At 63.2% G+C, this 21,673-nt stretch carries 15 protein-coding genes and 2 pseudogenes; 4 read left to right on the top strand and 13 right to left on the bottom strand.

The features are described from left to right. Positions 1-4: 4 nt before the first annotated feature. The 7 genes and pseudogenes from CSQ87_RS07020 to CSQ87_RS06995 all read right to left on the bottom strand — a co-directional run bounded on the left by CSQ87_RS07020 (position 5) and on the right by CSQ87_RS06995 (position 9,435). Complete coding sequence (locus CSQ87_RS07020) at positions 5-2,764, bottom strand: DUF1156 domain-containing protein (RefSeq protein WP_243388871.1); 2,760 nt, start codon at positions 2,762-2,764, stop codon at positions 5-7. Positions 2,765-2,807: 43 nt separating this feature from the next. Continuing rightward, a complete protein-coding gene (locus CSQ87_RS11320) occupies positions 2,808-3,128 on the bottom strand; it encodes a type II toxin-antitoxin system YafQ family toxin (protein WP_100513169.1) in 321 nt (106 codons plus the stop codon). Beyond that, on the bottom strand, positions 3,121-3,357 hold the full coding sequence (locus CSQ87_RS07010; RefSeq protein ID WP_100513168.1) for a hypothetical protein: 237 nt from the start codon (positions 3,355-3,357) through the stop codon (positions 3,121-3,123). The genes CSQ87_RS11320 and CSQ87_RS07010 overlap by 8 nt, the downstream gene beginning before the upstream one ends. A gap of 65 nt (positions 3,358-3,422) precedes the next feature. Continuing rightward, positions 3,423-6,992 carry a helicase-related protein gene (locus CSQ87_RS07005; RefSeq protein WP_100513167.1) on the bottom strand — a complete coding sequence of 1,190 codons (3,570 nt, stop codon included), beginning with the start codon at positions 6,990-6,992 and terminating at the stop codon, positions 3,423-3,425. Between the two features lie 19 nt (positions 6,993-7,011). Further along, positions 7,012-7,929 (bottom strand): annotated as a pseudogene (locus tag CSQ87_RS11155) (glycosyltransferase family A protein); the annotation flags it as partial. A gap of 213 nt (positions 7,930-8,142) precedes the next feature. Beyond that, positions 8,143-8,991, bottom strand: a pseudogene (locus CSQ87_RS11150) (nucleoside triphosphate pyrophosphohydrolase); the annotation flags it as partial. A 27-nt stretch (positions 8,992-9,018) separates the two neighbouring features. Continuing rightward, positions 9,019-9,435 carry a peptide deformylase gene (locus CSQ87_RS06995; RefSeq protein ID WP_100513166.1) on the bottom strand — a complete coding sequence of 139 codons (417 nt, stop codon included), beginning with the start codon at positions 9,433-9,435 and terminating at the stop codon, positions 9,019-9,021. A 264-nt stretch (positions 9,436-9,699) separates the two neighbouring features. Between CSQ87_RS06995 and mmuM the strand changes: the two genes are divergently transcribed. Next, positions 9,700-10,653, top strand: coding sequence for a homocysteine S-methyltransferase (gene mmuM / locus CSQ87_RS06990; RefSeq protein ID WP_100513276.1), 954 nt, complete (start codon positions 9,700-9,702; stop codon positions 10,651-10,653). Between the two features lie 82 nt (positions 10,654-10,735). On the opposite strand, the gene CSQ87_RS06985 is transcribed toward mmuM, so the two are convergent. Next, positions 10,736-11,914 carry an MFS transporter gene (locus CSQ87_RS06985; protein WP_100513165.1) on the bottom strand — a complete coding sequence of 393 codons (1,179 nt, stop codon included), beginning with the start codon at positions 11,912-11,914 and terminating at the stop codon, positions 10,736-10,738. Positions 11,915-12,027: 113 nt separating this feature from the next. Then, complete coding sequence (locus CSQ87_RS06980) at positions 12,028-12,735, bottom strand: nitroreductase family protein (protein ID WP_207761114.1); 708 nt, start codon at positions 12,733-12,735, stop codon at positions 12,028-12,030. Positions 12,736-12,855: 120 nt separating this feature from the next. Between CSQ87_RS06980 and CSQ87_RS06975 the strand changes: the two genes are divergently transcribed. Beyond that, the gene (locus tag CSQ87_RS06975) at positions 12,856-13,407 is read left to right on the top strand and encodes a DUF3592 domain-containing protein (RefSeq protein ID WP_165776783.1); all 552 of its coding nucleotides are present in this window, start codon (positions 12,856-12,858) and stop codon (positions 13,405-13,407) included. Positions 13,408-13,500: 93 nt separating this feature from the next. Here CSQ87_RS06975 and CSQ87_RS06970 read toward each other — a convergent pair whose 3' ends face one another. After that, on the bottom strand, positions 13,501-14,121 hold the full coding sequence (locus tag CSQ87_RS06970) for a helix-turn-helix domain-containing protein (protein WP_100513163.1): 621 nt from the start codon (positions 14,119-14,121) through the stop codon (positions 13,501-13,503). Positions 14,122-14,266: 145 nt separating this feature from the next. On the opposite strand from CSQ87_RS06970, the gene CSQ87_RS06965 reads away from it, so the two are divergent. Next, complete coding sequence (locus CSQ87_RS06965) at positions 14,267-15,814, top strand: MFS transporter (protein WP_165776782.1); 1,548 nt, start codon at positions 14,267-14,269, stop codon at positions 15,812-15,814. A gap of 36 nt (positions 15,815-15,850) precedes the next feature. Here CSQ87_RS06965 and CSQ87_RS06960 read toward each other — a convergent pair whose 3' ends face one another. After that, positions 15,851-16,801, bottom strand: a complete 951-nt coding sequence (locus CSQ87_RS06960) for a hypothetical protein (RefSeq protein WP_133122363.1) — start codon at positions 16,799-16,801, stop codon at positions 15,851-15,853. Positions 16,802-17,207: 406 nt separating this feature from the next. Between CSQ87_RS06960 and CSQ87_RS06955 the strand changes: the two genes are divergently transcribed. Beyond that, complete coding sequence (locus CSQ87_RS06955; protein ID WP_100513160.1) at positions 17,208-19,241, top strand: hypothetical protein; 2,034 nt, start codon at positions 17,208-17,210, stop codon at positions 19,239-19,241. Between the two features lie 178 nt (positions 19,242-19,419). Here CSQ87_RS06955 and CSQ87_RS06950 read toward each other — a convergent pair whose 3' ends face one another. Next, on the bottom strand, positions 19,420-19,968 hold the full coding sequence (locus CSQ87_RS06950; RefSeq protein ID WP_100513159.1) for a hypothetical protein: 549 nt from the start codon (positions 19,966-19,968) through the stop codon (positions 19,420-19,422). A 58-nt stretch (positions 19,969-20,026) separates the two neighbouring features. After that, positions 20,027-21,526, bottom strand: coding sequence for a hypothetical protein (locus CSQ87_RS06945; RefSeq protein WP_100513158.1), 1,500 nt, complete (start codon positions 21,524-21,526; stop codon positions 20,027-20,029). Positions 21,527-21,673 lie beyond the last annotated feature (147 nt).

Genomic DNA, 21,673 nt, shown 5'->3' with positions numbered 1-21,673 from the left:
ACGATCACATGTCCAGTTCGCCCTGCACGCCGGGGCGGACGACGGTTTCCTTGGACGACATCTGGTCTAGGTCGTCCCACATGGAGACGAGGTTGTTGAAGCGGATGGCGCCTTCGGTGTCCTTGCGCTTCTCGGCCTCGTGATACATGCGGAATCCGAGTGCGCGGATGTTGTCCAGCGGCATGATCTCTCCGGCTTCGGCCATGACCGGGGCGACGGCGTCCACGCCCTTGGCGTCGAGGATGCCGGCCATGCGGATGCATGCCTCCCACAGGCTCACACGGTCGTCCCGCAGCGGATGCCAGTGCTCGTCGTTCAGCTCCTCGGGGGTGAGCAGACGGGACTTGCCGCCGGAGGCCTCGAACATGCCTCCGCGGACCAGCGCATCGGGGGACGTGCCGCAGGAGCGGGCCAGCTGGTCGGCCATGCCCGTGTTCTCCTGCGCCCAGCCGTACGACTGGTACCATTTCACGGCGAAACGGGTGTCCGCGTCGTAATCGGCATCCGCGTCACCCATGACCTCGTCGACGGTGCGGTTGATGATCTCCAACGCCTTCTGCACCGGCATGTCGATGCCGTCCGCCTCGCGGATGCGCGAATAGCGCGAGTACACGCTGATGCCGGGGCCGATGGCCGCCTGATTCAGATCCACCGGATCGATGCCCGAAGCCATCAGGGTCCTGAGCTCCTCGGTCAACTCGGAACGCAGCACGCTGTTGAAGATGCGCATTGTCACCGAAGGGGCGTCGACAGGACGCGGGCGGCAGGCAAGGACGATAGAAGAGGCTAACGCATTACTACCATTGGCGATCAAACGATTACTAAGTTCGCTGCGTACCGGCCATGTAGCCGTAATCTCCCAACCAGCCTTGATGAGACCGTCAAGCAGCGCATACCAGCCGGTGGAACCACCGTTCTTCGTGTCCCGCTGTTTGTAGGCGTAGTACACGGTCATCGGCACGTCAAGATTCGCGGTGTCGCGGATATGCGCGAACACATGATTGAACCCGTCCACGAAGAACTCGGCCGCGCCTTCCTTCCCGCCATGACGGTATGGGTTGGCGACCAGTTCCTGCGCCTTCGGCGTGAGCATGGTACGCACCGTAGACGGCAATACATCCTTCAGCATGCGACGAAGCCACACATAGAAGTAGTCGGACAGGTCGGAGTACCCGATGTTGTCATAATATGGCGGGTCCGTGGATACCACCACGTTCGCATAGTCTCGCGTAGCTGCATCCGCCTGCTGCGCCTCTCCTTGAGGTTGGGCAGGAACATTCTGAATGGCCTCGGCCACCCAATTGACTTGTCCTAGATAATTACCAGATCTAATTGAAAACGGATTAGCCTCCGTATAATCCCATGCCATTGGAATGGCTTGACGAGTGAAAACATGATTGATTTTCTCTCCAGTTGTATGCCAACTGCAAAGATTAGAACAATAATCGGTCTGCTTACTGACGGCGAGGGACAAGTACACGCTGATGGCGTCCGCATACGCCTGTGCGCCGGTGCCGCCCGCATCCAGCGGCTCGCCCTGCGGCATGCCCTTGGCCAGCGAGTCCCTGAGCACCTGCTCGCGCACCTCGGCCACAGTGTCCGCCAGCGTCGTCAGCACCGTCAACTGCCGATTCGTAAACAGGTCGGCAAATTCAGTCATGCCGTATCGGAAAACGTTGATGCGTCCCGGCCAATCGAAAATGTCGCCATTGGGATAATCGGCCGGCTTATCGCATGCCGCAACCGCAATCTGCTGAGCGTCCGGAGATAGATACAAGCGTCCGCGCCCACCATCGGCGACCACGCCGATGAGCTGTGCACCCATACGTCCGGCGCGACTTTCTTCACGAATATAAGGGAAATCAATCGGCGTACCATCGGCTATGGAGATGCCACCCTTACGATTGACGGTACCTTCTTCATTCCCCTTAGGCCCGTCAGCGTTGTGCTGAACCTCGTAGCGGATCTTCCCGTCTTCGATGATGGGCTTAACCCACGCCTCGTGACCCTTCTTCTTGCTGAGCCACCACGAGCGCACGAGCGGCACCTGTACCGGGTTGGCCGGGTTCGGGTTGGTGACGGTGCGTGCCCAGATCCATGCGATGACGGTGTGCTCGGTCCCGTGTTCGTCCTTGACCTTGGGGTACAGGTGGCCGACCTTGGCGAATGCCTTGTCGCGCAGGAGCTTGCCGTAGTAGCGGATGTCGTCGGCCATGCCGGCGGCGTCGGAGCCGATATCGCCTTTGTAATTGGGGTTGACGGCCGGCCTATCGTGGAATCGTGCCGGAAAATCGATCAGTGCCTTGTTGAGGATGACCGGCAGCGGATTCAGATCAGAGGCATGCGATTCCAATCCGAGTCGCTGCGCTTCGAGCGGGATCGAACCGCCGCCCGCGAACGGGTCGAGTACCGCAATCCCCCCCCCCGTGGAATCCATGATGGCCTGATGCGCCTGACGGTACAGGTTGGTGTCGTTGACGTTCTCCCAGTGGGCGAGCCGCTCCATCAGCTCATGAAGACGGCCGCGCTCCTCGTCCTGCGCCTCGACCGTGGGGAACCTATCCGGATGCGCGGACGGATCATCGACCAGCTGGGCGAACAGGATCGACCGCGTGGTGGCCAGAGGACGTCGGGCCCAGTAGAGGTGAAGCGTGGACGGCAATCCATGACGAAGCGACTTCTCGCGGGCGGATTCCTTATTAATGGTCTTCAACGGAATCCCCGTCTCGATCAGCTTCTTCCTACGCGGCGTCTCCGTCACCATATGTCTCTGTACCTTTCTTCTTTTGATGCGATTCCATACATGATCAGAATCGCGGCCATTCCGCCCCGAATACACCATCGTGAAGTTCTCTATGTGTGCACACCCGCTGAATCCTCACAAATCCGTTCGGAAAGGGAGAATAATACAATACCAGCACGTCATCGAACGCATGGAATTCCATGTATCCGGAATAATGCCCATTCGGGTTATTCAGAACATGCGGTGCATACACGTCCGACACGAAACCGTTCACTCGCAATTCCTCGCGGATGATACGCAAGACTTCCGAAGCATAGTCTCGCCGGTATCGTGCAAGTCTTTTCAGATCAGACTTGGCCAATGCGGAATAGGCGACGTCAAGCATCGCCTAGCACCTCATGTTCGAACGCGTCGAAATCCTCGTCCGTGTGCAGCACAGTGTCGGTCGGTAACGTATGCGGCACCCTGCCCTTGATGTCGTCACGCTGGGCGAACGTATCAATCACATGACGCAGATACTCGTCGAAATCGATGCCCGCCGCACGAGCGGCGTTCGCAGCATCGACATATCGCGCCGTATCCACATTGGGAATGTTCAATGTCATGGTGGACATGCTTTCCCTCCAATCCGCATCCGCAAAAGCATTCAATGAAATTATTGTACGTGCAACCTCACCTATCAGCGGATTCCCGTAACCGCCACGACTGGAACGTCGCCCCGATCCCAGTAGTCGGCCCATCGTTCGTTGAACGAGCGGGTGGACTGTGCTGGACTGATGTGGTCAAATGCGTGAGACACATATCGGACGGCATCATGCTCCGGCCCGTCGGGGCTGACCCGGACGAGCGCGAGCCGATGCCGCTCCCCCTGCGTCTGGGCGAATGCCACTTCGTTGGCCGTCACAGTGAACGTGTCGGCCTCCGGCAGGTCGATACGCCCCTTGACCTCGATGAAATGCACGTACCCCTGCGCATCGACGGAACGAATGTCAAATCCCTTGTTGTTGTGCGGCATCTCCATGGGCGTATGGCCCAGCAGCCGTTCCGTGCGCATGGTCAGGGCGACGGCACGGCGATCCACTTCCTCGGTGTCCTTGGCGAACTGCCGGGACTGCGTCATCGGCGACGAGTGCGAGACGAGCCGTTCGGGAACGATAAGCGCCATGCCACGGATGACGGCGGGTCTGGCGCGTAGTCGCACATCCTCGGTGAGTTCACGTTCCCGCTGGCTGAGCCGTTCCTCCATTTCCCCGGCACGCTTCATGGCGAGACCGGCGGTCATGCGCCGGTTCTTCTTGCCATGCAGTTCGTCGTCATGAAGCTTGTTGCATTCGCCATACCAGTACTCGATCTCCGCATTGAGACGGCTCCTGACCTGCGCGAGCACATGCTCGTTCTCCGCGCTCTTGCGGGCCTGCAATTCGGAGAGGCGCGGCTTGGTGCCCTGTTCGTACACCATGCGACGCATCGCATCGGCGTGGGATTCGTGCAGCCACGACGAATCCAGCAGCTGGTCGACGGCACCTCGTTCCTCATCTCGCGGCCGGTCGTAGTCCAGATACGGCGGCGCCTGCGAAAACGCCGGTTCGCCATGCTCTCCGAGCTGGAGGTAATCGAAGTGCCGGGATACGGCATCGCCGTTCGAATCCGTGATGGTCTGTTCCGCGGCAACCATCAGCGTCGGCTCGTCGGGCTGCGTATCGGTGCGATCCACGTACACGGTGCCGCGATCCAATGCCTCGCCGTACCGGTCGATGATGAGATCGGTGACGGCATCCAGCAACGGCACTCCCGGCGCGATCAGCAGTGCGTCCGGTCTGCCGTGTCCAATGCGCACTCGCCCGGACTCGAACGTGATGCGTTCATAGGCGTCCGCGACCATACGATGACGGTCGAGCCGCTCCGCACGCCTTCGGATGACGGATGGCACATGGGTCAGCTCCCAACGGTTCGTCTCACGCTGACGTGCCGTGCCGCCAAGCCGCTGGAACGCCGGCAGGAAGAACGCGGCGACATACCCCGGCTGGAGCTTGCGTTCGCGAGTCCTTTCCATGAGCTCGCGCACCTCGCGCACGTCGAGTCCAGGGTACATCTCCGGATGGGCGGACCGTTCGCTGACCAGCTCATCCAATCCCTGCCGCACGCTGCTGTCGATGACCTGATCGAGCTGGGCCTGCACCCGCGGGTCGTCGCCATACCGGATGGCCCGGATCATCAGATCCTTGAGCGGCTTGCCGTCGAACGCCCTGCCTTCTCCCAGCACGTTGAACAGGCGACCGCCATACGCCCGGCCCATCGTCTCGATCTTGTCCAGCAGTCTGCCGTACACCTCGCCTTCGCGGGTGTTCTTCGCCACGAGATTCCACAGGAAGCAGGTGCGCCGCTGACCGATGCGGTGGATGCGTCCGAACCGCTGTTCGATGCGGTTCGGATTCCACGGCAGATCGTAGTTGACCATCAGATCGGCCCGCTGGAGGTTCAGTCCTTCGCCGGCGGCGTCCGTGGCCACCAGAATACGGACTTCGGGATTGCTGACGAACCGCTCCTGCACGGCCTTGCGTTCGTCACGACCCATGCCGCCGTGGATCACCGTCACCGCCTCCGGCCGACCCAGCAGCGAGGCGACGCGGTTCTCCAGATAAGAGAGCGTATCCCGATGCTCGGTGAAGATGATCATCTTATGCGGCGACTCGGCCGTACCGGAGTCCAGCACATGATGCTGGAGAATGTCGGCGAGCTGCGACCACTTCGCGTCCACACCGGCCATGCGCACGGTCTTGGCCTTGGCCACGAGATCGTCGAGCACGTCGATCTCGTCGGAGAGCTCCTGCTCGGTACGGGCTGCCGTGGCGGAATCCACCACCTGATCAAGCTCGAGCTCAAGCCGGCCCTGAGCGCCCTCGTCGGTCTCCTCCCACATGTCGTCATATTCGTCGAGGTCAACCGGAGCGTCGCCCGCCGGCTCGAACATGGTCGCGATGGCCTCGGGATTCTCCTGGATGCGACGCCGCAGCTCCGAAAGCCGGCTACGACGGCGGATCAGCGACCGGAGGATCGCCTCGGGGCTGGAAGCCAACCGACGTTGCAGAATCGTCAGAGCGAAGCCAATGCTGTTGGCCCGTCGGCCATCGGCCTGCAGCAGCCGGTTCGCCGCGTTCATCCCCGAACGCACGTAGTTCGTCACATCCCGATACAGGCTCGCCTCGCCCGCCGACAGCTCATAGGCCACGGTTTCCGCGCGACGCCGGAGAAACAACGGTCTGCCGTCAAAGGTGAGCAGGTCCTCCTTGACCATACGGCGCATCAATCCCCTGGTGTCGGTGCGGCGATGACGCGCGGGCTTGTACCGTCCGGCGAACCGGTCCCGGTCCAGCAGCGACATGAACAGCTGGAAATCCTGTTCCTTGCCGGAGTGCGGCGTGGCCGTCATCAGCAACAGGTTTTCTGATGTTTCGGCCAGTCGCTCGCCCAGACGGAAACGATTGGTGCGATCCACCTCCCCATACTGGTTCTTGAAGTGGGCGCTCATGCGATGCGCCTCGTCCACGATGGCGATGTCCCAACGCACCTCGCCGATCATGCCCATCAGCCTGCCGTTGCGAGCCACCTGATCCATGCGGATGATAAGCCGGTCATGGTCCCGGAACGGATTGCCCGACGGTGATGAGAACCGCATCGCCGGGTCGAACACCTCGAAATCAAGCGAGAACTTCTGCGCGAGTTCGTCCCTCCACTGCTCCGCCAATCCTCCCGGGCAGACGATGGCCACGCGTTCGGCCGCCGAACGCAACAGCATCTCCTTGACGTACAGGCCTGCCATGATGGTCTTGCCCGCGCCCGGGTCGTCCGCCAGCAGGAACCGCAGCGGCACCTTCGGCAGCATGTCCTCATACACGGCGCGAATCTGATGCGGCAGCGGATCGATGTCCGAGGAGTATACCGCCGCCATCGGGTCATACAGCGCGGCGTACCTGATGCGCAACGCCTCGGCGGCCAAACGGAATTCGTCCGGGTCGGCGTCGAATCGGGGCCCGTCATGCTCCGACTGCACGATACGGAGTCGCTCGACCGTATCGGCGTCGATGATCTCCCGGCCCGTACCGCCGTCGGCCGTCGTATAGAACAGGTCGATGGCGTCATCGCCGACCGGCATGGTCGCCACCACCGTCACGATCTGGCCGGGGACCAGACCTGCGACGGCCATGCCCTGTCTGAGATCCTCGAGCGTCAACGCATCCGACTCGCTCATGCGGCTCCCCTTTCCCGGATCAGAAGACCTTGCCCGACGGCACGTCGGCGGCATAGTACGGGACGGAGCAGCGGGCGCGGTTGATGCGGGCGGCGGCCTCCACGCCTCCGTCGCCGTAGCCGGGATGTTCGAGGCATTCCCGGGTGAGCATGGAGTGCTGGCGCAGTTCGGGATGGGTCTGCACGGCGTTCTCCCACAGGTGCAGGCGTTCGCCGGCCAGAGCGTCGAGATCGGCCACGACGCGGTCCGCGTTCTCGGCGTAGGATTCGCGGTGCCGTTCGACGATGTGCTTCAGCGCGGCGGTGCGGCTACGGGCGTATGCCGCATATGATTCGCCGGGCAGCACCTCGTGGTCGATCAGCGGTCGTTCCGCCACGGCGACATGCGCGTGGGGTCCGCCGTGTTCGAGCAGCCGGAGATGGAACTCCCAGCCTTCGAATCCCCCGCTGCTGGCATTGGTTTCGCTGGACTCCATGCCGTCGTCGTAGCCGCCGCAGCGCAGCCAGTCGTCCCACCTGATCAGGCAGGTCCCGGGGCAGCGGTCATAGGCCAGAAAGTCGGCGAGCGCTCCGCCGGCCGGACGCAGTTCGCCGTCCATCAGACCGAAGCAGGAGATCCAGCCCGACGCGGCGACCGCGGTGTCGTCGTCGCACAGCAGGGGCAGGGTGCTGGCCAGAAAATCCGGTCTCAGCAGGTCATGACCGTCGAGGACCAGCACGAACGGGGTTGTGGCGGCGGCGATGCCCGCGTTGAGTGCGGCGGCGACGTTGGCGTCGGTTCGGCGGATGATCCGAATGTCCGTTTCCCCACGACGGGAGAGCTCGTTTATCGCGTCCGTCGTTTCCCGACCGATCGTTTCCGGGTCGGCTGATCCGTCGTCCGTCACGATGACCGCTTCGGGGCGGATCGTCTGTCGCAGCGCCGATTCCACGGCACTGACCAGTGCGGAGCCGTGGGACCGACCGTCATGACCGTCAGCACCATTAGCACCGTTCCCGGCCTTGTCCTCGACGGATCGAGTCGCGATCACCACGGTTACGGCTTCGCGAGCGTCATGCCCGCCCGCATTCCCGGTCCGACCCGAACCGGTCCGACCCGTCGCCGTCTCCCCGTATCCGTCACGATGTCCGTCGCGCTCCGACCATGTCAGCTCCGTCTCGGTGATCGCCGCTTCGACGTCACGCAGACGGTTGCGCAATGCGGACTCCACGTCGACGCCGTCATGCTGCGCGCGGCGTACCGCGGCGATGATCTCGTCCGCGTAGGCGTCGGACTTCGTCGTGGCTGCCGCCTCCGTCATGCCGTCGGTCATCCGATCGACCACGGCGAACAGATCCTCCGCATGCTTCGATTTCGCGATGCGAGACATGATCTTGGCCGTCCGCGGCAACGCCCCCTGTGCCCGGGAAATGCCGTCAAGCACGGAACGGCGGTGCTTCTCCCGCTGTTTCATCCGCTCCCACAGAGCGAGCACCTCCTGCGGCGAATCGGTACGAGACGATTCGGACGCGCCGTCGACGCCGGTTCCATCGGCTCCGGTTCCGCCGGCTTCCGTCCCATCATCTGGCGCAAAGACGTGCGGATGCCGGGTGATGAGCTTGTCCACCAGACGGTCGGCCACCTCGTCAATATCGAACGGGTCGTCGGCGTCCGACTCGCACACCCGCGCCTGGAACACGGACTGCAGGAGCATGTCGCCCAGCTCCTCGCGCATGTTGTCGCGATCGCCCGTCTCCACGGCGTCGACGTACTCGTAGGTCTCCTCCAGCAGGGGCTTGAGCAGCGAGCGGTTCGTCTGCTCGCCGTCCCACGGGCAGCCGCCCGGGGAGTAGAGGATGTCGACGATGGCGCGCACCCGGTCGAGCGCGGTCCTCGCCGCGGTCACCGGCCGCAGTTTCGAACAGCGCTCGAATCCCTCGGGGAGCCGGTAGTCCGAGGACCCGCCCGCTCCGCCGATGCCCGATTCGCCGATGCCTGTCTCACTGATGTCATGCGCCATGACCACACCCCCGTATCTTGGTATCCGTCAGATCATTATGCCGTCGCAATGGTCGATCTCATGCTGGATGATCTGCGCGGTGAATCCCTCGAACCTTGCCGTGCGCTCGCGCCACCGGCGATCCCGGTAGGAGACGGTGATGCGCCGGTACCGGGTGGCTTCGCGTTCCCCCTTGAGCGACAGGCATCCCTCGCTCGCCGCATACGGCTCCGCCTTGGCGACGATCCCGGGATTGAACATGACCATGTTCCGCCCGGTCAGCTCGTCGGCGAAGACGATGATGCGCTTGGACACGCCGATCATGTTGGCCGCCATGCCGACGCATTCGCGCGCATGGGCCTCGAGCGTATCCCGCAGATCCTCCCCCGTCGGCAGATCGTTCTGCGTCGCCGGCTCGGACGGCATGCGCAGAAACGCCTCGTTCGTCATGATCGGTCGCCGCATGGGTTCATCTCCTCCGCTCCCGGCCGCGCCGTCGCATTGCGGCCGAATCACCCTCCAATGTACCAATCGGCCGCCGATAATTGCCTCATATGTTCCCGTTATGCGAGTTGTGAGGCTTTGAAATCCGACAACGTCCCAAAATAGGCCTAAAACCCCGCAAAAACCGTCGAAATCAATCGAAATCCGTCAAGTGCGCAACAGCAAAGCCTCACAACTCGATATCAGTCCCATCATCGAACCACCTCGGCGCCTACGATGGCATTCATGAACGGTATTCTCGGGAACGCACTGGCCACGCATCCGACGCTCGTCGCGGACGGCGCGATGGCCACCGAATTGGAGAAACGCGGCGTGGACACGGCGAACGCGCTGTGGTCGGCGACCGCGCTGCTCGACCGACCAGGCGCCATACGCGACGTGCATCGCAGCTATTTCGAAGCGGGCTCGGACATCGCCACCACCGATACGTATCAGGCGAATGTCCCGGCGTTCGAAAGGCTGGGACTGTCGACCAAGGAGTCCGAACGGCTGATAGGGATCGCCGTCACGGAAGCCATCGCCGCGCGTGAGGAATACCGAACGGCGCATGCCGGCGAGCCGGACTCGGACAGGCCGCTGATCGTCGCCGGCAGCGTCGGCCCGTACGGGGCGTTTCTGGCGGACGGCAGTGAATACACGGGCGACTACGCGCTGGCCGACGCCGAATACCGGGATTTTCATCGGCCGCGCATGCGGGCGCTGGCCGACGCCGGCGTGGACGTGTTCGCCTTCGAGACGATGCCGAACCTCGGCGAGGTGCGGGCACTGGCCGGGCTACTGGCCGACGAGTTTCCGGACCATGAGGCTTGGGTGTCGTTCAGCCTGCGCGATGCCGGACATCTGTGCGACGGCACCGCGATCGAGCGTGCCGTCGCCAAGCTGGAGGAAAATCCCCGGATCGCCGCGATCGGGGTGAACTGCGTGCCGCCGGAACTGGTCTCCCCCGCCATCGAACGTCTTCGTGCCGCGACGACGAAGCCGATCATCGTCTATCCGAACAACGGCGACGTCTACCATCCCGACACCAAGACGTGGACGCCGAATCCGGACGGAGCGGATCTCGCCCGGCTGGCCCCGGAGTGGGTCGCCGCCGGCGCCTCGATCATCGGAGGATGCTGCCGCACCACGCCGGACAACATCCGGGCGCTGGCGACGGCCGTGCGACGTGGCCGACCGTAGCTCACCCGGCCATAACGCATCCGGTCACAGCCACACCCGGCCATCGAAACATGGCCACCGAAATACGACCACCGAAGCATGGCTACCGAAGCGTCTGCCCGGCAAGCCGCTCCCTGCGCTCGAACCGCAGGGCGAACGCCACCAGCAGCAGCACCGCGGCCACGGTGAACGGCAGACCGGCCAGACCGGTGACGTGGTAGTTCATGCCGGATGCGTTCAGCGCCATGCCGCCGATCAGCGAACCGACGGCGTTGCCGCCGTTGAAGCCGATCTGCACGGCGGCGCCGCCGATCAGTTCGCCGCCGCCCCTGCCCGCGTCGGCCATGAGCAGCATCTGCGGTCCGTTGATGAAGAACAGGCCGAACGCGATCCAGAACGTCAGGATGGCGCAGGTGACGAGATTGCCGGGAACGAGGAACACCATGAGCAGGCCGGCCGCGGAGATCGCCTGGCCGACAGCCGCGGTGACGGAGTGCAGCCATCGGTCGGCCAGATGACCGCCGGCGAGTCCGCCGACGACCATGCCGAAGCCGGCGAGCATCATCAGCAGCGGCACGAACCGCGAATCGTAGCCGCCGGTCTTCTGCAGCCACGGCGAGACGTAGCTCCACCAGCAGAACACGCCGGAGTTGCCGACGAACACGGCGCCGAGCACCAGCCACGGACCGGGCTTGGCAAGGAACCGGAACTGGCCGGCGAGACCGGCGTCCGGCACGGCGGGGATGCGCGGCATCCATGCCAGGGTGAGGACGATGGTGAGGCCCGCGCCGAGGGCGAGGATCACGAAGGCGAGACGCCAATCGAGGTATTCGGCGAGCAGCGTGCCGGCGGGGACGCCGAACATGTTGGCGATGGTCTGGCCGGTGACCATGACGGATACGGCCTTGCCTTCCTGCCCCTTGTCGGCGAGCGCCTTCGCGATGACCGTGCCGGTGCCGAAGAACGCGCCGTGCGGCAGGCCGGCGATGAATCGGGCGATGACGAGCACCGTGGCGTTCGGCGCGGCCGCGCTCATGGCATTGCCGATCAGGGCGAGGGCCATGAACAGGATCACCAGATGCTTCGGACTGGTCTTGCGGCCGAACACGAGCATGGTCACGCCCACGCATACGCCGATCGCATACGCGGAGATGAAGTGTCCGGCGGTCGGGATGGAGACGTGGGTGGCGGACGCGGCCTCGGGCAGGATGCCCATCATCACGAATTCGGCGGCACCGAGCACGAAGGCTCCGGCGGCGATGGCCAGCAGACTTTTCTTCAATGGACGTATTCCCTCTGTGGTGAGCGCGGCCGTTTCACCGCCGCGAAGATTGGACAACCTTAGGATAGCGCCCGATGTGAGCGCTCACCAACCCGGCTCGCCATTCGGGAACGTCAGTCCGCCCAGTCGAAGTTGTCGATGCCGGCCGCGAGTTCGAACTGGTACGAGGCGATGCCCAGATCGATGTTCGTGCCGTATCCGGAACCAGGCGCACGCCGGACCGTGCGCTCGTCCGCGAGCGTGAACGTGAACGCCTGCTGGTTCATCGCGGTCGGCGCGAGCAGGGCCGCGTCCACGCCGTCCAGGAACCATTGCGGCGCCGTCAGCCCCTCGGCCACCTTCATGACCCTGTCGCGCGACTTCGAACGATGCGGCCTGCCCGGATTCGCGCCGTAGCCAAGGGCGATCACCAGCAGCAGCCGCTCCCCCGCGTCCACCCGCCATGCCTCCGGCACCTTTTTGTAGGTGGCGGCCACCCAGCGGCTGTTCAGGCCGAGCTGCTGGGCCCGCAGCACCACATGCTGGCCCCAGTATCCCGCGTCGAATTCCAGATGGTCGGTGTCGGGGCCGATCACCGCCAGATAGTTGTTCGCGTTGGAGAAGCCGGATGTTCTGCCGACCAGTCCGCCGAACGTCCGAGGCTCGTCCAGCACCAGTTGGAGGTGGAGTCCGCTCTTTCGGTTGCATGCGTCGATCGTCTCGTTCAGCGCGTCGGCCACGTCCCGTTCGATCGGTCGGGGCAGGTACTTCCGCACCGCGTGCCGCGCCCTCATCGCCTCGATCAGCGTCATGGTGTCCTGATGATCCGCAGTCATCGTCATCCGATCCTTCCCGTCCCGGCCGTCGATGCCCTGTCTGATACGCTTGGCATCAACCGTTCCTTTCACCACGGTACCGTCCCCTGCATGCAGTATCGCAGAAGATCTCGGAAAGCAGGAATCATGGCATCAGACAATACGGACACTCATGGGACTTCCGACGTATCCGAATCGGCCGAAGGCACGGTCCTCGGTACGGACCGCCCCCGCCACGGCGGCGGAGACGACCGTGGTTTCTGGGCCCGATGGTCGTGGGCCATCATCTGCGGATGGTTCAGCGTGATCGGCGCGATCCTGCTGATGGCCAGTGCCGGGACGCTGGTCGGCGAACTGCGGCTGCGTGCGGACTGCACCGAGATCACCGACGGGATCGTGACGCAGATGATCCTCAATCCGGCCGACCCGGACGAAGAGGATTCCTCGGATACCTGGACGCCGGTGTTCCGATATGGCGTCGACGGACGGTCCTACGAGCAACGGGCCTCGGTGGCGTCGTCCCCGCCGCGATACGAGGTGGGACAGGCCGTGACGGTACGGTATGATCCGGCGGATCCGAGCCGGTACGTGGTGGAAGGCGATAACGCCGCCCTGATACTGTATACCGCCATCACCGTTATGTGTCTCGGATTCACGGCCGTACTGCCCGTGGCGCTGGCGGTCAGAAGACGCCGATGATCCGGCATGGTTTTCGGCCGGAGTGGTTTCGACCGCAGCAGCACCGACCGCAATGGCTTCCGACTGCGATGCCAGCCGATACCCCCCGACGCGTTACCGGTCGCCGGTGGCCCGCGCCAGACGCTCGTAATGGTCGACGAGAGGAAGGAACAGCTCGTCGACCGTGGCGATGATATCCGCTTCGGATAGGGGCCTCATGTCACGAAGGATGATCGCGCGGCCGAGCTCCCCGGGCATGCGCAGCAGCGATTCCGGCAGCTCGCAGGTGATGTCGCCGCGCGTCCGGGCGTTTTCGATGGCCATCATGATGCTGGGCCGGTCGCTCATCATGGTCCGTTCGTACAGTTCGTGCGCGCTGACGCCGAGCCAGTCGGCATAGACGCCGAACTTGGCCAGTACCATCACCGCGTCGGCTTGTTTGCTGTTGAGCTGCAGGAGAATGGAGATGACGTCGCCTCTGAGCGTGCCGGTGTCCGGCCTCTCGATGGCGGCGCGGCCACGATGCCGCCTTACGGCCGCCACGAACAGTTCCGTACGGTTCGGCCATCGACGGTACAGCACCGGCTTGCTGGTGTGCGCTCTGGCGGCCACGTTGTCGAAGGTGAATTCCTCGGCGCTGCATGCGGACAGCTGCTCCCACGCGGCGTCCAGAATGGCCTCTTCCAGGACCTTGCCGCGGCGGCGTTTCCGCTTCGGTGCGCTGTGCTCTTCCATGGGTCATCTCCATACGCGGCATGTGCTGTGTTCAGATGATCTGATGATGCCGCTTTTTACAAGATACCACGGCGTTTCTTATCCACGTCTCTCTATAATCATATGCGGCTATAAGAAACTTATTGGTATCTTAGGTGGTTGGCTTATGCATGATGCGAAGGAAAGGACCCTCAACCGCTCCCTGATCTGCCTGTGCGCGGCCGAACTGGTGATGATGATCAACACCACGGCGTTCAACGTGGCGCTGCCGAACATCGCCGAATCGCTCGGGGCGAGCATGGCGGAGCAGCAGTGGATCGTCTCCAGCTACAATCTCGTGTTCGCGGCCGTGGTGCTGCTGGCCGGATTCATGGGCGACCGGCTCGGTCATCTGAAGACCATGCTCGTCGGACTGGGCCTGTTCGTCGCCGCCTCCGTGATCGGTCTCATGTCCGGCAACGTGCCGGTGCTGCTCGTCTCCCGGTCGATCATGGGAGCCGGAGCCGGCGTGGTCATCCCGATGGGGCAGGCGCTGCTTGGCATTCTGTTCCGCGGCCCCGGACTGTCCCGCGCCATGACCGCGTGGGCGATAGCCGGCACGCTGGGAGTGCCGTTCGGGCCGCTCGTCGGCGGAGTGCTCACCGCGACGCTGGGATGGCGCGGCATCTTCGGGTTCGACGGGGTGGTGTTCCTCGCCGTGATCATGGTCATCCGCATGAACGTTCCGCCGACGAACGGATCGGGCGAATCGGACGGGTCGGACGGGTCGGACGGGTCGGGCAAATCCCGGCCGCTGCATATACCGTGGACGTCGGTGGCGATGATGTTCGCCGGATTCACCCTGTTCTCCGCCGGTCTGGTCAACGCCCAGCACGGCGTACTGGCCGCGAACGCGTGGATTCCGATGACGATCGGCGGCATGCTGATCACGGGATTCGTGCTGCATGACCGGACGTCCCGCAACCCGCTGATGGAACTCGGCCTGATGAGGGACCCCTCGTTCGCGGCATGCGCCCCGGCGCTGATGATGCTGAACTTCTCGATGTACGGCATCATCTTCATCATGCCCGCCTATCTGGAAACGGTGCTGCGTCATGGGGCGCTGGTCGGCGGCATGCTGCTGATGCCGCTGGTCGTCGCCTCCATTGCGGGAGCGCGGGCGAACGACCGGATCGTCTCCCGGATCGGCTCGCGCGGCACGAGCATGCTGGCTCTGGGATGCCTGGCCGCCGGCATGCTGACGATCGGCGCCGCCATGTGCTGGCCCGGCGAAGCGGCGGAACAATCGACGATGCTGATCGGCCAGATCGTGGCCGGACTCGGACTGGGGGCCGGCCAGCCGACGATGCTGACCTGGGCCATGGGCCGGGTGCCGATCGAACGGTCCGGCGCCGGCTCCAGTCTGCTGACCGTGTTCCGCCAATTCGGATCCATCATCGGCGTGGGGATCTTCGGCAGCGTCCAAAGCGGACTGTATGCGACGGGGTTCCGCGATCTCGCACGATCCGCCGGACTGAACCCGCAAACCGCCGGTTCCGTGACGCTGGACTTCCGGCGGGCGGCCGACCTCGCCGGCGCGGCGGGAGACCTGATGCGGCAGACGGCCTCCCGCGCCTATGAATCCGCGATGACCGGCAGCTTCGCCGTCGCGGCCGCGGTCATCGTCGTCACCCTCGGCATCGTCGCACTGATCTCCCGCAGGACGTCGCGGTGAGTGCCGTCCGCGGGCGCGGGGATGCCGGCGTTCCCGTCATTTCAGGGAACTCAGCCGTCGCAGGGTATCAGCGACGTTGATCAGCGCGTCCTTCATCATGAGATTCGTGAGCAGCATGCGGGAAACATGCTCATTGGGCAGGAACAGACGCGGCGGCGAGTCGGGATCATTCCATTTCACGCCGGCGGGAAACACACGGCCGGCATCGCCGAACACCCAGGCATGGCGGGGAATGCGCCGCTTGAATTCGGCGACCGATTCATCGGAACGCAGCACCGCAACCAGAGCGAGATCATGCAGTACGTTGGAGATCAGATCGACGTCGACGAACGGATTCGGCCGTTGATCAGACTGGGCTACGACGACAATCGGCATCATGCGCTTCTTCGACAGCAGCACTCCTATCAGTTCTCGCGTCTGGTCCGCGTTGCGGATGATGTGTGCGGGATAGCGGTTCTCTCCCTCCGCCACGTTGGCGTATCGGTTTCGTTCATTGAATCCCTGAGCCACTTGTGCAACAAGGTCGGGACGGGGCTTGCTGTCGAGCAGACCGGCGTAGACGAGTCTACCGGTCAGATCGTCGATGGCATGTTCGCGATGCGGTTTCGTATCGACGAAATACAAAGGCGCCTCGGGCAGCACGTCGACGGTTTGCGCATGATCGGCATCTTCGGAGAACGTCGGGTAGAAACGAACCGCGCCATTATAGACGCCGTAGGCCGCGCGGCCGCGTTTCGCCAACGCATCGTTGAACGCATCGATTCCACCGACATTGGCATTGGACCCGAACACGGCGATGTCAAGTACGTCGCCGGTCAGTGCGAACACGAGATCGGGATCGATTTCCGGTTTGGACACGCCCTTGGGGCATGTGATGACCAGCAGTGGTCTGGAGCGCTTATCCGACAGCGCATAATCCGCAAGCCATCGTGCTTCCTCGTCGTCGGACACCCGTTGAGGATGGGGTGAGGGGAAGAAAGTAGACATTATTATCCTTCCTCAGCGCACGATGCCATCGCGCGCCGTTCGCGATATCCGTCAACGGGGGATATGTCGCAAAACGGGCGCATACGGATACGAAAAACTGAATGCGGTGTGGTATGCAACAGAAGAAGGGGGAGGCAACTGCCTCAGACAAAGCGGTATCGTAGCACGATCATGGCGACGTATGCCGCGTTCGGAACGTCCCATCTCGTAGAAGCCCGCACGCCCGGCACCTGACTGCCGGCGACGACCGCACGTTCATACCGCGCTTCCCATTCGACCTCATACGTCAAGCACGTGCGTTGACCGTCAATCCGGCCATCGGAGACCCTGACGCCCCGAGCATGTATGGGACAATTGATCATGAATCGTCGATCGGACCGCCATATGGTCCGGATGGGAGCGACGCATGGCCGTCATCGTATTGTTGCTCATCGTCGCATTCGTACATGCGATAACCACCACAGGGTCGGCCAGCAGCCGCGAACACCGTCGGTATCGCGTCCGTGGCGGCGAGCCGTACCACGCCGTAATCGCATCCGCGGCCGAACACGGACTGCAAGGCGTCGATGCCGGACGCGCGGAACGTATCTTCCCGTTCATGCGGGCGACCACGATGCTGCGCATACTACTGCCGTTCGCCGTCATACCGGCGCTGGGACTGATGCTGCTGCTGCCGGGAGTTCCGGCATGGACGCCAGCTCTCATAGGGGCGCTTGCGCTGCCGTGGATCACGAACGTCGGCATGGATGCGGTGGCCCGGCATACATTGACGGGAGCCTTCCGCCCCGTCAGGACCCCCGTCCAGCAGGCCATCCACATCCTATCCCGACTGTTGGCGTCGGCGCCGATGTTCGTGGCGCTGCTGCCATGCTATCTGTCATCGGACGGCCTGCGCACAGTCGCGGTAGCCACGGCAGGCCGTTCCAACGCATCCACAATGATTGGGAGGCTGGACGACGTCCCCCTGACCGTCATCGCGGGCGCCCTGATGTGGCTGGCAACGGGACTGGCCTACGCGATCATGCGAATAGGCGCACGCGCCGAGGAATGGTTCGCCACCAAACAATTCAACATGCAGGCGAACGAATCCACGGTGCTGTATCTGCGCTCCTTCAAGGACGATCGGCTGTCCATGCCATCCCCGTACGTCGATTCCGGGCTTCGTCTGCTGCTGTGGCCGAGAGCCCCGTTCGAGGAGATGATCACGCTTATGCTGCTCGGCCGAGGCAACGTGATTACCGTAGGCCGTCCCGGTGAGCAACTGCCACGGGCCGGGGCCGTGCGAAACTACTTCAACATGGACGACTGGCAGGACTCGATCCGTCTGACGGCCCACCGGGCGTCCCGCATCATCATGACCGTGGGCGAAACGGAATCCCTGTCATGGGAGATCAGCCATCTGCGCGAATGGAACCTGCTGGGCAAATGCGTTTTTCTGCTGCCCCCGGTGGACGCACAACGGTCCCGCAAACGCATCACGATCCTGCTGGACGTGCTGGGCGTGCGCGATCGCAACATGGCCGCCCTCGACACACTGCCGTATGACACGATCGTGGCGATGCACATGCTGGACGACGGATCGGTCGGATGGATCGTCTCCCCGGGCCGGGACTGGATGGGATATCTGGCGGCCCTGTCCATGCCGTCCGACCGCGTCGGCAACCCGTTCACCGTGCAGGACGCCGAACGGGAGCGCGAAGAGAATGCGCGTGCGAAAAACCATGCCAGAAGTCAGGCGGTGCCTCTCACCGTTCCGCCATCGGTGAATCGAGCCAATGCCATCGCCACCGAGCTGCTGCGACAGTCCGATTCAAACCCCGGGGCAGCTTCGCGGGCCATGTTCCGCAAGGCGCTCGCCCTGCGCGACGACGGTCAATTGGATGCGTACGGCGTGTCCCGGCTGCTGTTCGAAGCGGCGGCGCAGGCCGTTCAGGCAAAGGACACCGTGCAGCTGGAACGTACGCTGGCAGAAGCGCTGCCGACGATACGTACGATCGACCACGTGTGGGTGCGGCCGACCAAGGACCTGCGCTCCATCGTAGCCGAATGCCGCATTCACGAGCTGCTGGCCATGGGCCGCGCCGAAGCGGGGGACGAAGCCGGTGCCTATCAGCAGGCCCTGCAATGGCAGGCATGCGCACGGAAGGCGGACGAGCCCGCGGAACGCATCAACGCCGCTCTTGCGATCGCGGAGCATGCGGACGATGCGGATGAGGCCCTGTCGCTCGCACGAAGCGCGCTGGCCGAGGCAACCCGGCTGTCGAATCTTCCGTTGCAGGCGCGAGCGGCCGGCCAGCTGGCGCTGATACTGCATGAATCGGCTCCGCAAGGCGATGAGTGGCGCATCCTGGCCCTCCGTGCCGCGGACATCCGAGAAAGCCTGGGCGAATCGGAACAGGCCGGAACCATCCGCGTCTGGGTGCGTGATGCTTCGCGGTAACGATAAGGCGTCATCTTCGTCCTGATCTTCATAGCGTCCGCGTTCGCGGTCTACAAAGCCGGCACCAAACACGAATCATCATCAGGAGACAATCCGGACACCACCACCCCGAGGACCGTTGCCTCGGCCGGAATCTCCGCATCGCTATGCAGGCGCAACACCCGCCCGTCGCATCACTTCATAGCGTGTTCGGATACTCGTAGGTGACGCAGGGATTCCCCTGCAGCGCGGCCTCAATCAGCGCCTCCGCCTTGGCCTTGTCGAAATCGCAGATCTTGGCGAGGTAATAGGCGAACCTGTCTGCGTCGACCCGCTTGTGGCCTATGTAGCAGCTGTCATCCGGGGCGATCACGGCGCTGAACTGCACGTCGATGTTGTACTGCGGGAGATTCCGGTTGCTCTGGTAATACACGACGGTGTGGAAGTCGCCCCACTCCCTGACCACCTTCTTGAAGATTCGTCCGGAGATCTCCTGCTGTGTGGGCCACGGAATGTCATCAGCGCGGAACACGCCGAGGTCGCCCACCGTCAGACGTTCCCGCTTCAGCCCACGGGCGTCCGCCTCGGCGTTGAACCCCCGCACCAGCTGCAGGCAGCGGGCGATGCAGTCCGCCTTGGCCTGCTCCGGGTCTTGTGCGGGTTGTGTCGCAGGTTGCGATGTGGGTTGCTGTGCCTTTCGTTCCATTCCCAGCTGCCTACGCAGCTCGTCGATGTCGAATGCTCCCATGACAAACTTCCTTTCGTTTCAATCCTGTTTGTTCCCAATCCGACCTGTCTCGGTCGTCTCAATCCAGCGGTGCGTTGCGCAGCATCGACCTGAAGCCCGGATAGTCGCACATCCACAGCATCGCGGGGATGCCGAAGTTGATGTATCCGCGGAGTTCCCCCTCGGGTGTCGAGAAGCGGTCCAACGCCAGATTCATGAGGTTTCTGGCGGTGACGATTTCGTGCCGGTGGAGCAGAAGGAGGATGCTGGCGTCTTCCAGAAGCAGGATGCCTGCGTTGAGATCCCCGATGCCATCGAGATGATCCGGCGTCAGCCCGTTCGATTTCATGAAGCCGAACCATTGGTCGACGGCGTCGAAGTCTATGGGAGTCTTGGTCAATCCGTTCATGATGATCTGGCTGCCCTGAACGAGCAGAGGGTTGATATCCTGCTGATCGGGAATGTGCCTCAGCATGCCGACCGTCTGTGCGAGGGCTTTGCCGAGATCCTTCTGTTCGGTGCCGCTTCTGCCCACGATGTCGCCTTTCCTGCCGATGATGGCGTAGTTCCTCAGCAGTTCCATCTTGGCCGCGGCGTATTGCTTGTCGCCGGGCATGGACGTCGGGTCCATCGAGGGACTGCGCCATGATTCCCAGCGGAGCAGGTCGTCGGCGAACTGCTGGCTGAGTTCGTCCAGATCGTTGGAGGAGGCGTCTGGCGGGTACGACCGGACGACCACGCCTATGTTGTTGATCAACAGAGTGCTGTATGGGCCGAGCATGCACATGCCGCTGTAGGCGTTGGAGATGCCGTCCTCATTAAAGCCTTCGCCGGTGGCCGAGCACAGCACCGGATCGTCGGCGTAGTCGAGTCCGAACTGGGTCACGGAGATGATGAACGACCGATCCGGATGGTCGGTCACGGTGAAGGATTTGCGGTACAGCTCGAAGTCGAGACGCTCCCATCCGCCATCGTTCAGCGCCTTGCGCTGACCGGACGTCATGCAGCAGTCGATGGAACGCTTGCCGGCCAGCGGCGATATGCGTTTCGTGGCTTCGAACCCCGGGTAGTTCCACGGGTTGACGAGATCCGCGGCGGACAGTATGTCGACCACGCCGGAGAACATCTCGCCGTCCTTGAGAATGCAGTGCTGGATCGGCACCCCGGCCTTGTTCGGCCAGTTGCCGGTCGGTGCGAGCAGGCCGCGGTCGTTGGTCGGGTCGTCGAGCGCCGACGTGCTGATCGTGATGAACAGGATGGAACCGAGCGGGCCGTCGACCAGCGCCCACATGTTGTATTTCGCCGACCCGGCGGAGCCGAATCCCATGGAACCGTCGCCGCTCCAATAGGATTTCGTCAGTTCCAGTTCCGGCATGGATTCGTTGGCGGCATGCAGCAGTTGGCCCGCATCGGCCTTCGAATAGAACACGGACGTCGCGACCCCGAGATCCGGGAACTTCCTGATGATCGACAGCTTGGGGTCCGGATCATAGGATTTGGCCGCGGCAATGTCGGCGTACCGGATATCCGCCTCGGCCCATCCCATCGCGCCGATGATGTCATTGATGCTGTCCGACATGTTCGCCTCACCTTCCTTGTGTGGCTATGCGACCACGGGTGGGCCATACGTCCACACGCGCAATCGGATACGAAAACGAGAAGGGGGCAAGAACTGCTTGGAACGGAATCATTATAGAACGGGAAATACACGACGCAACTTTTTCGT

Source organism: Bifidobacterium simiarum, assembly GCF_002802905.1.
Classification (GTDB): Bacteria; Actinomycetota; Actinomycetes; order Actinomycetales; family Bifidobacteriaceae; genus Galliscardovia; species Galliscardovia simiarum.
Note: the sequence above shows the minus strand (reverse complement) of the source record. Positions and strands in the feature narration are given on the sequence as shown.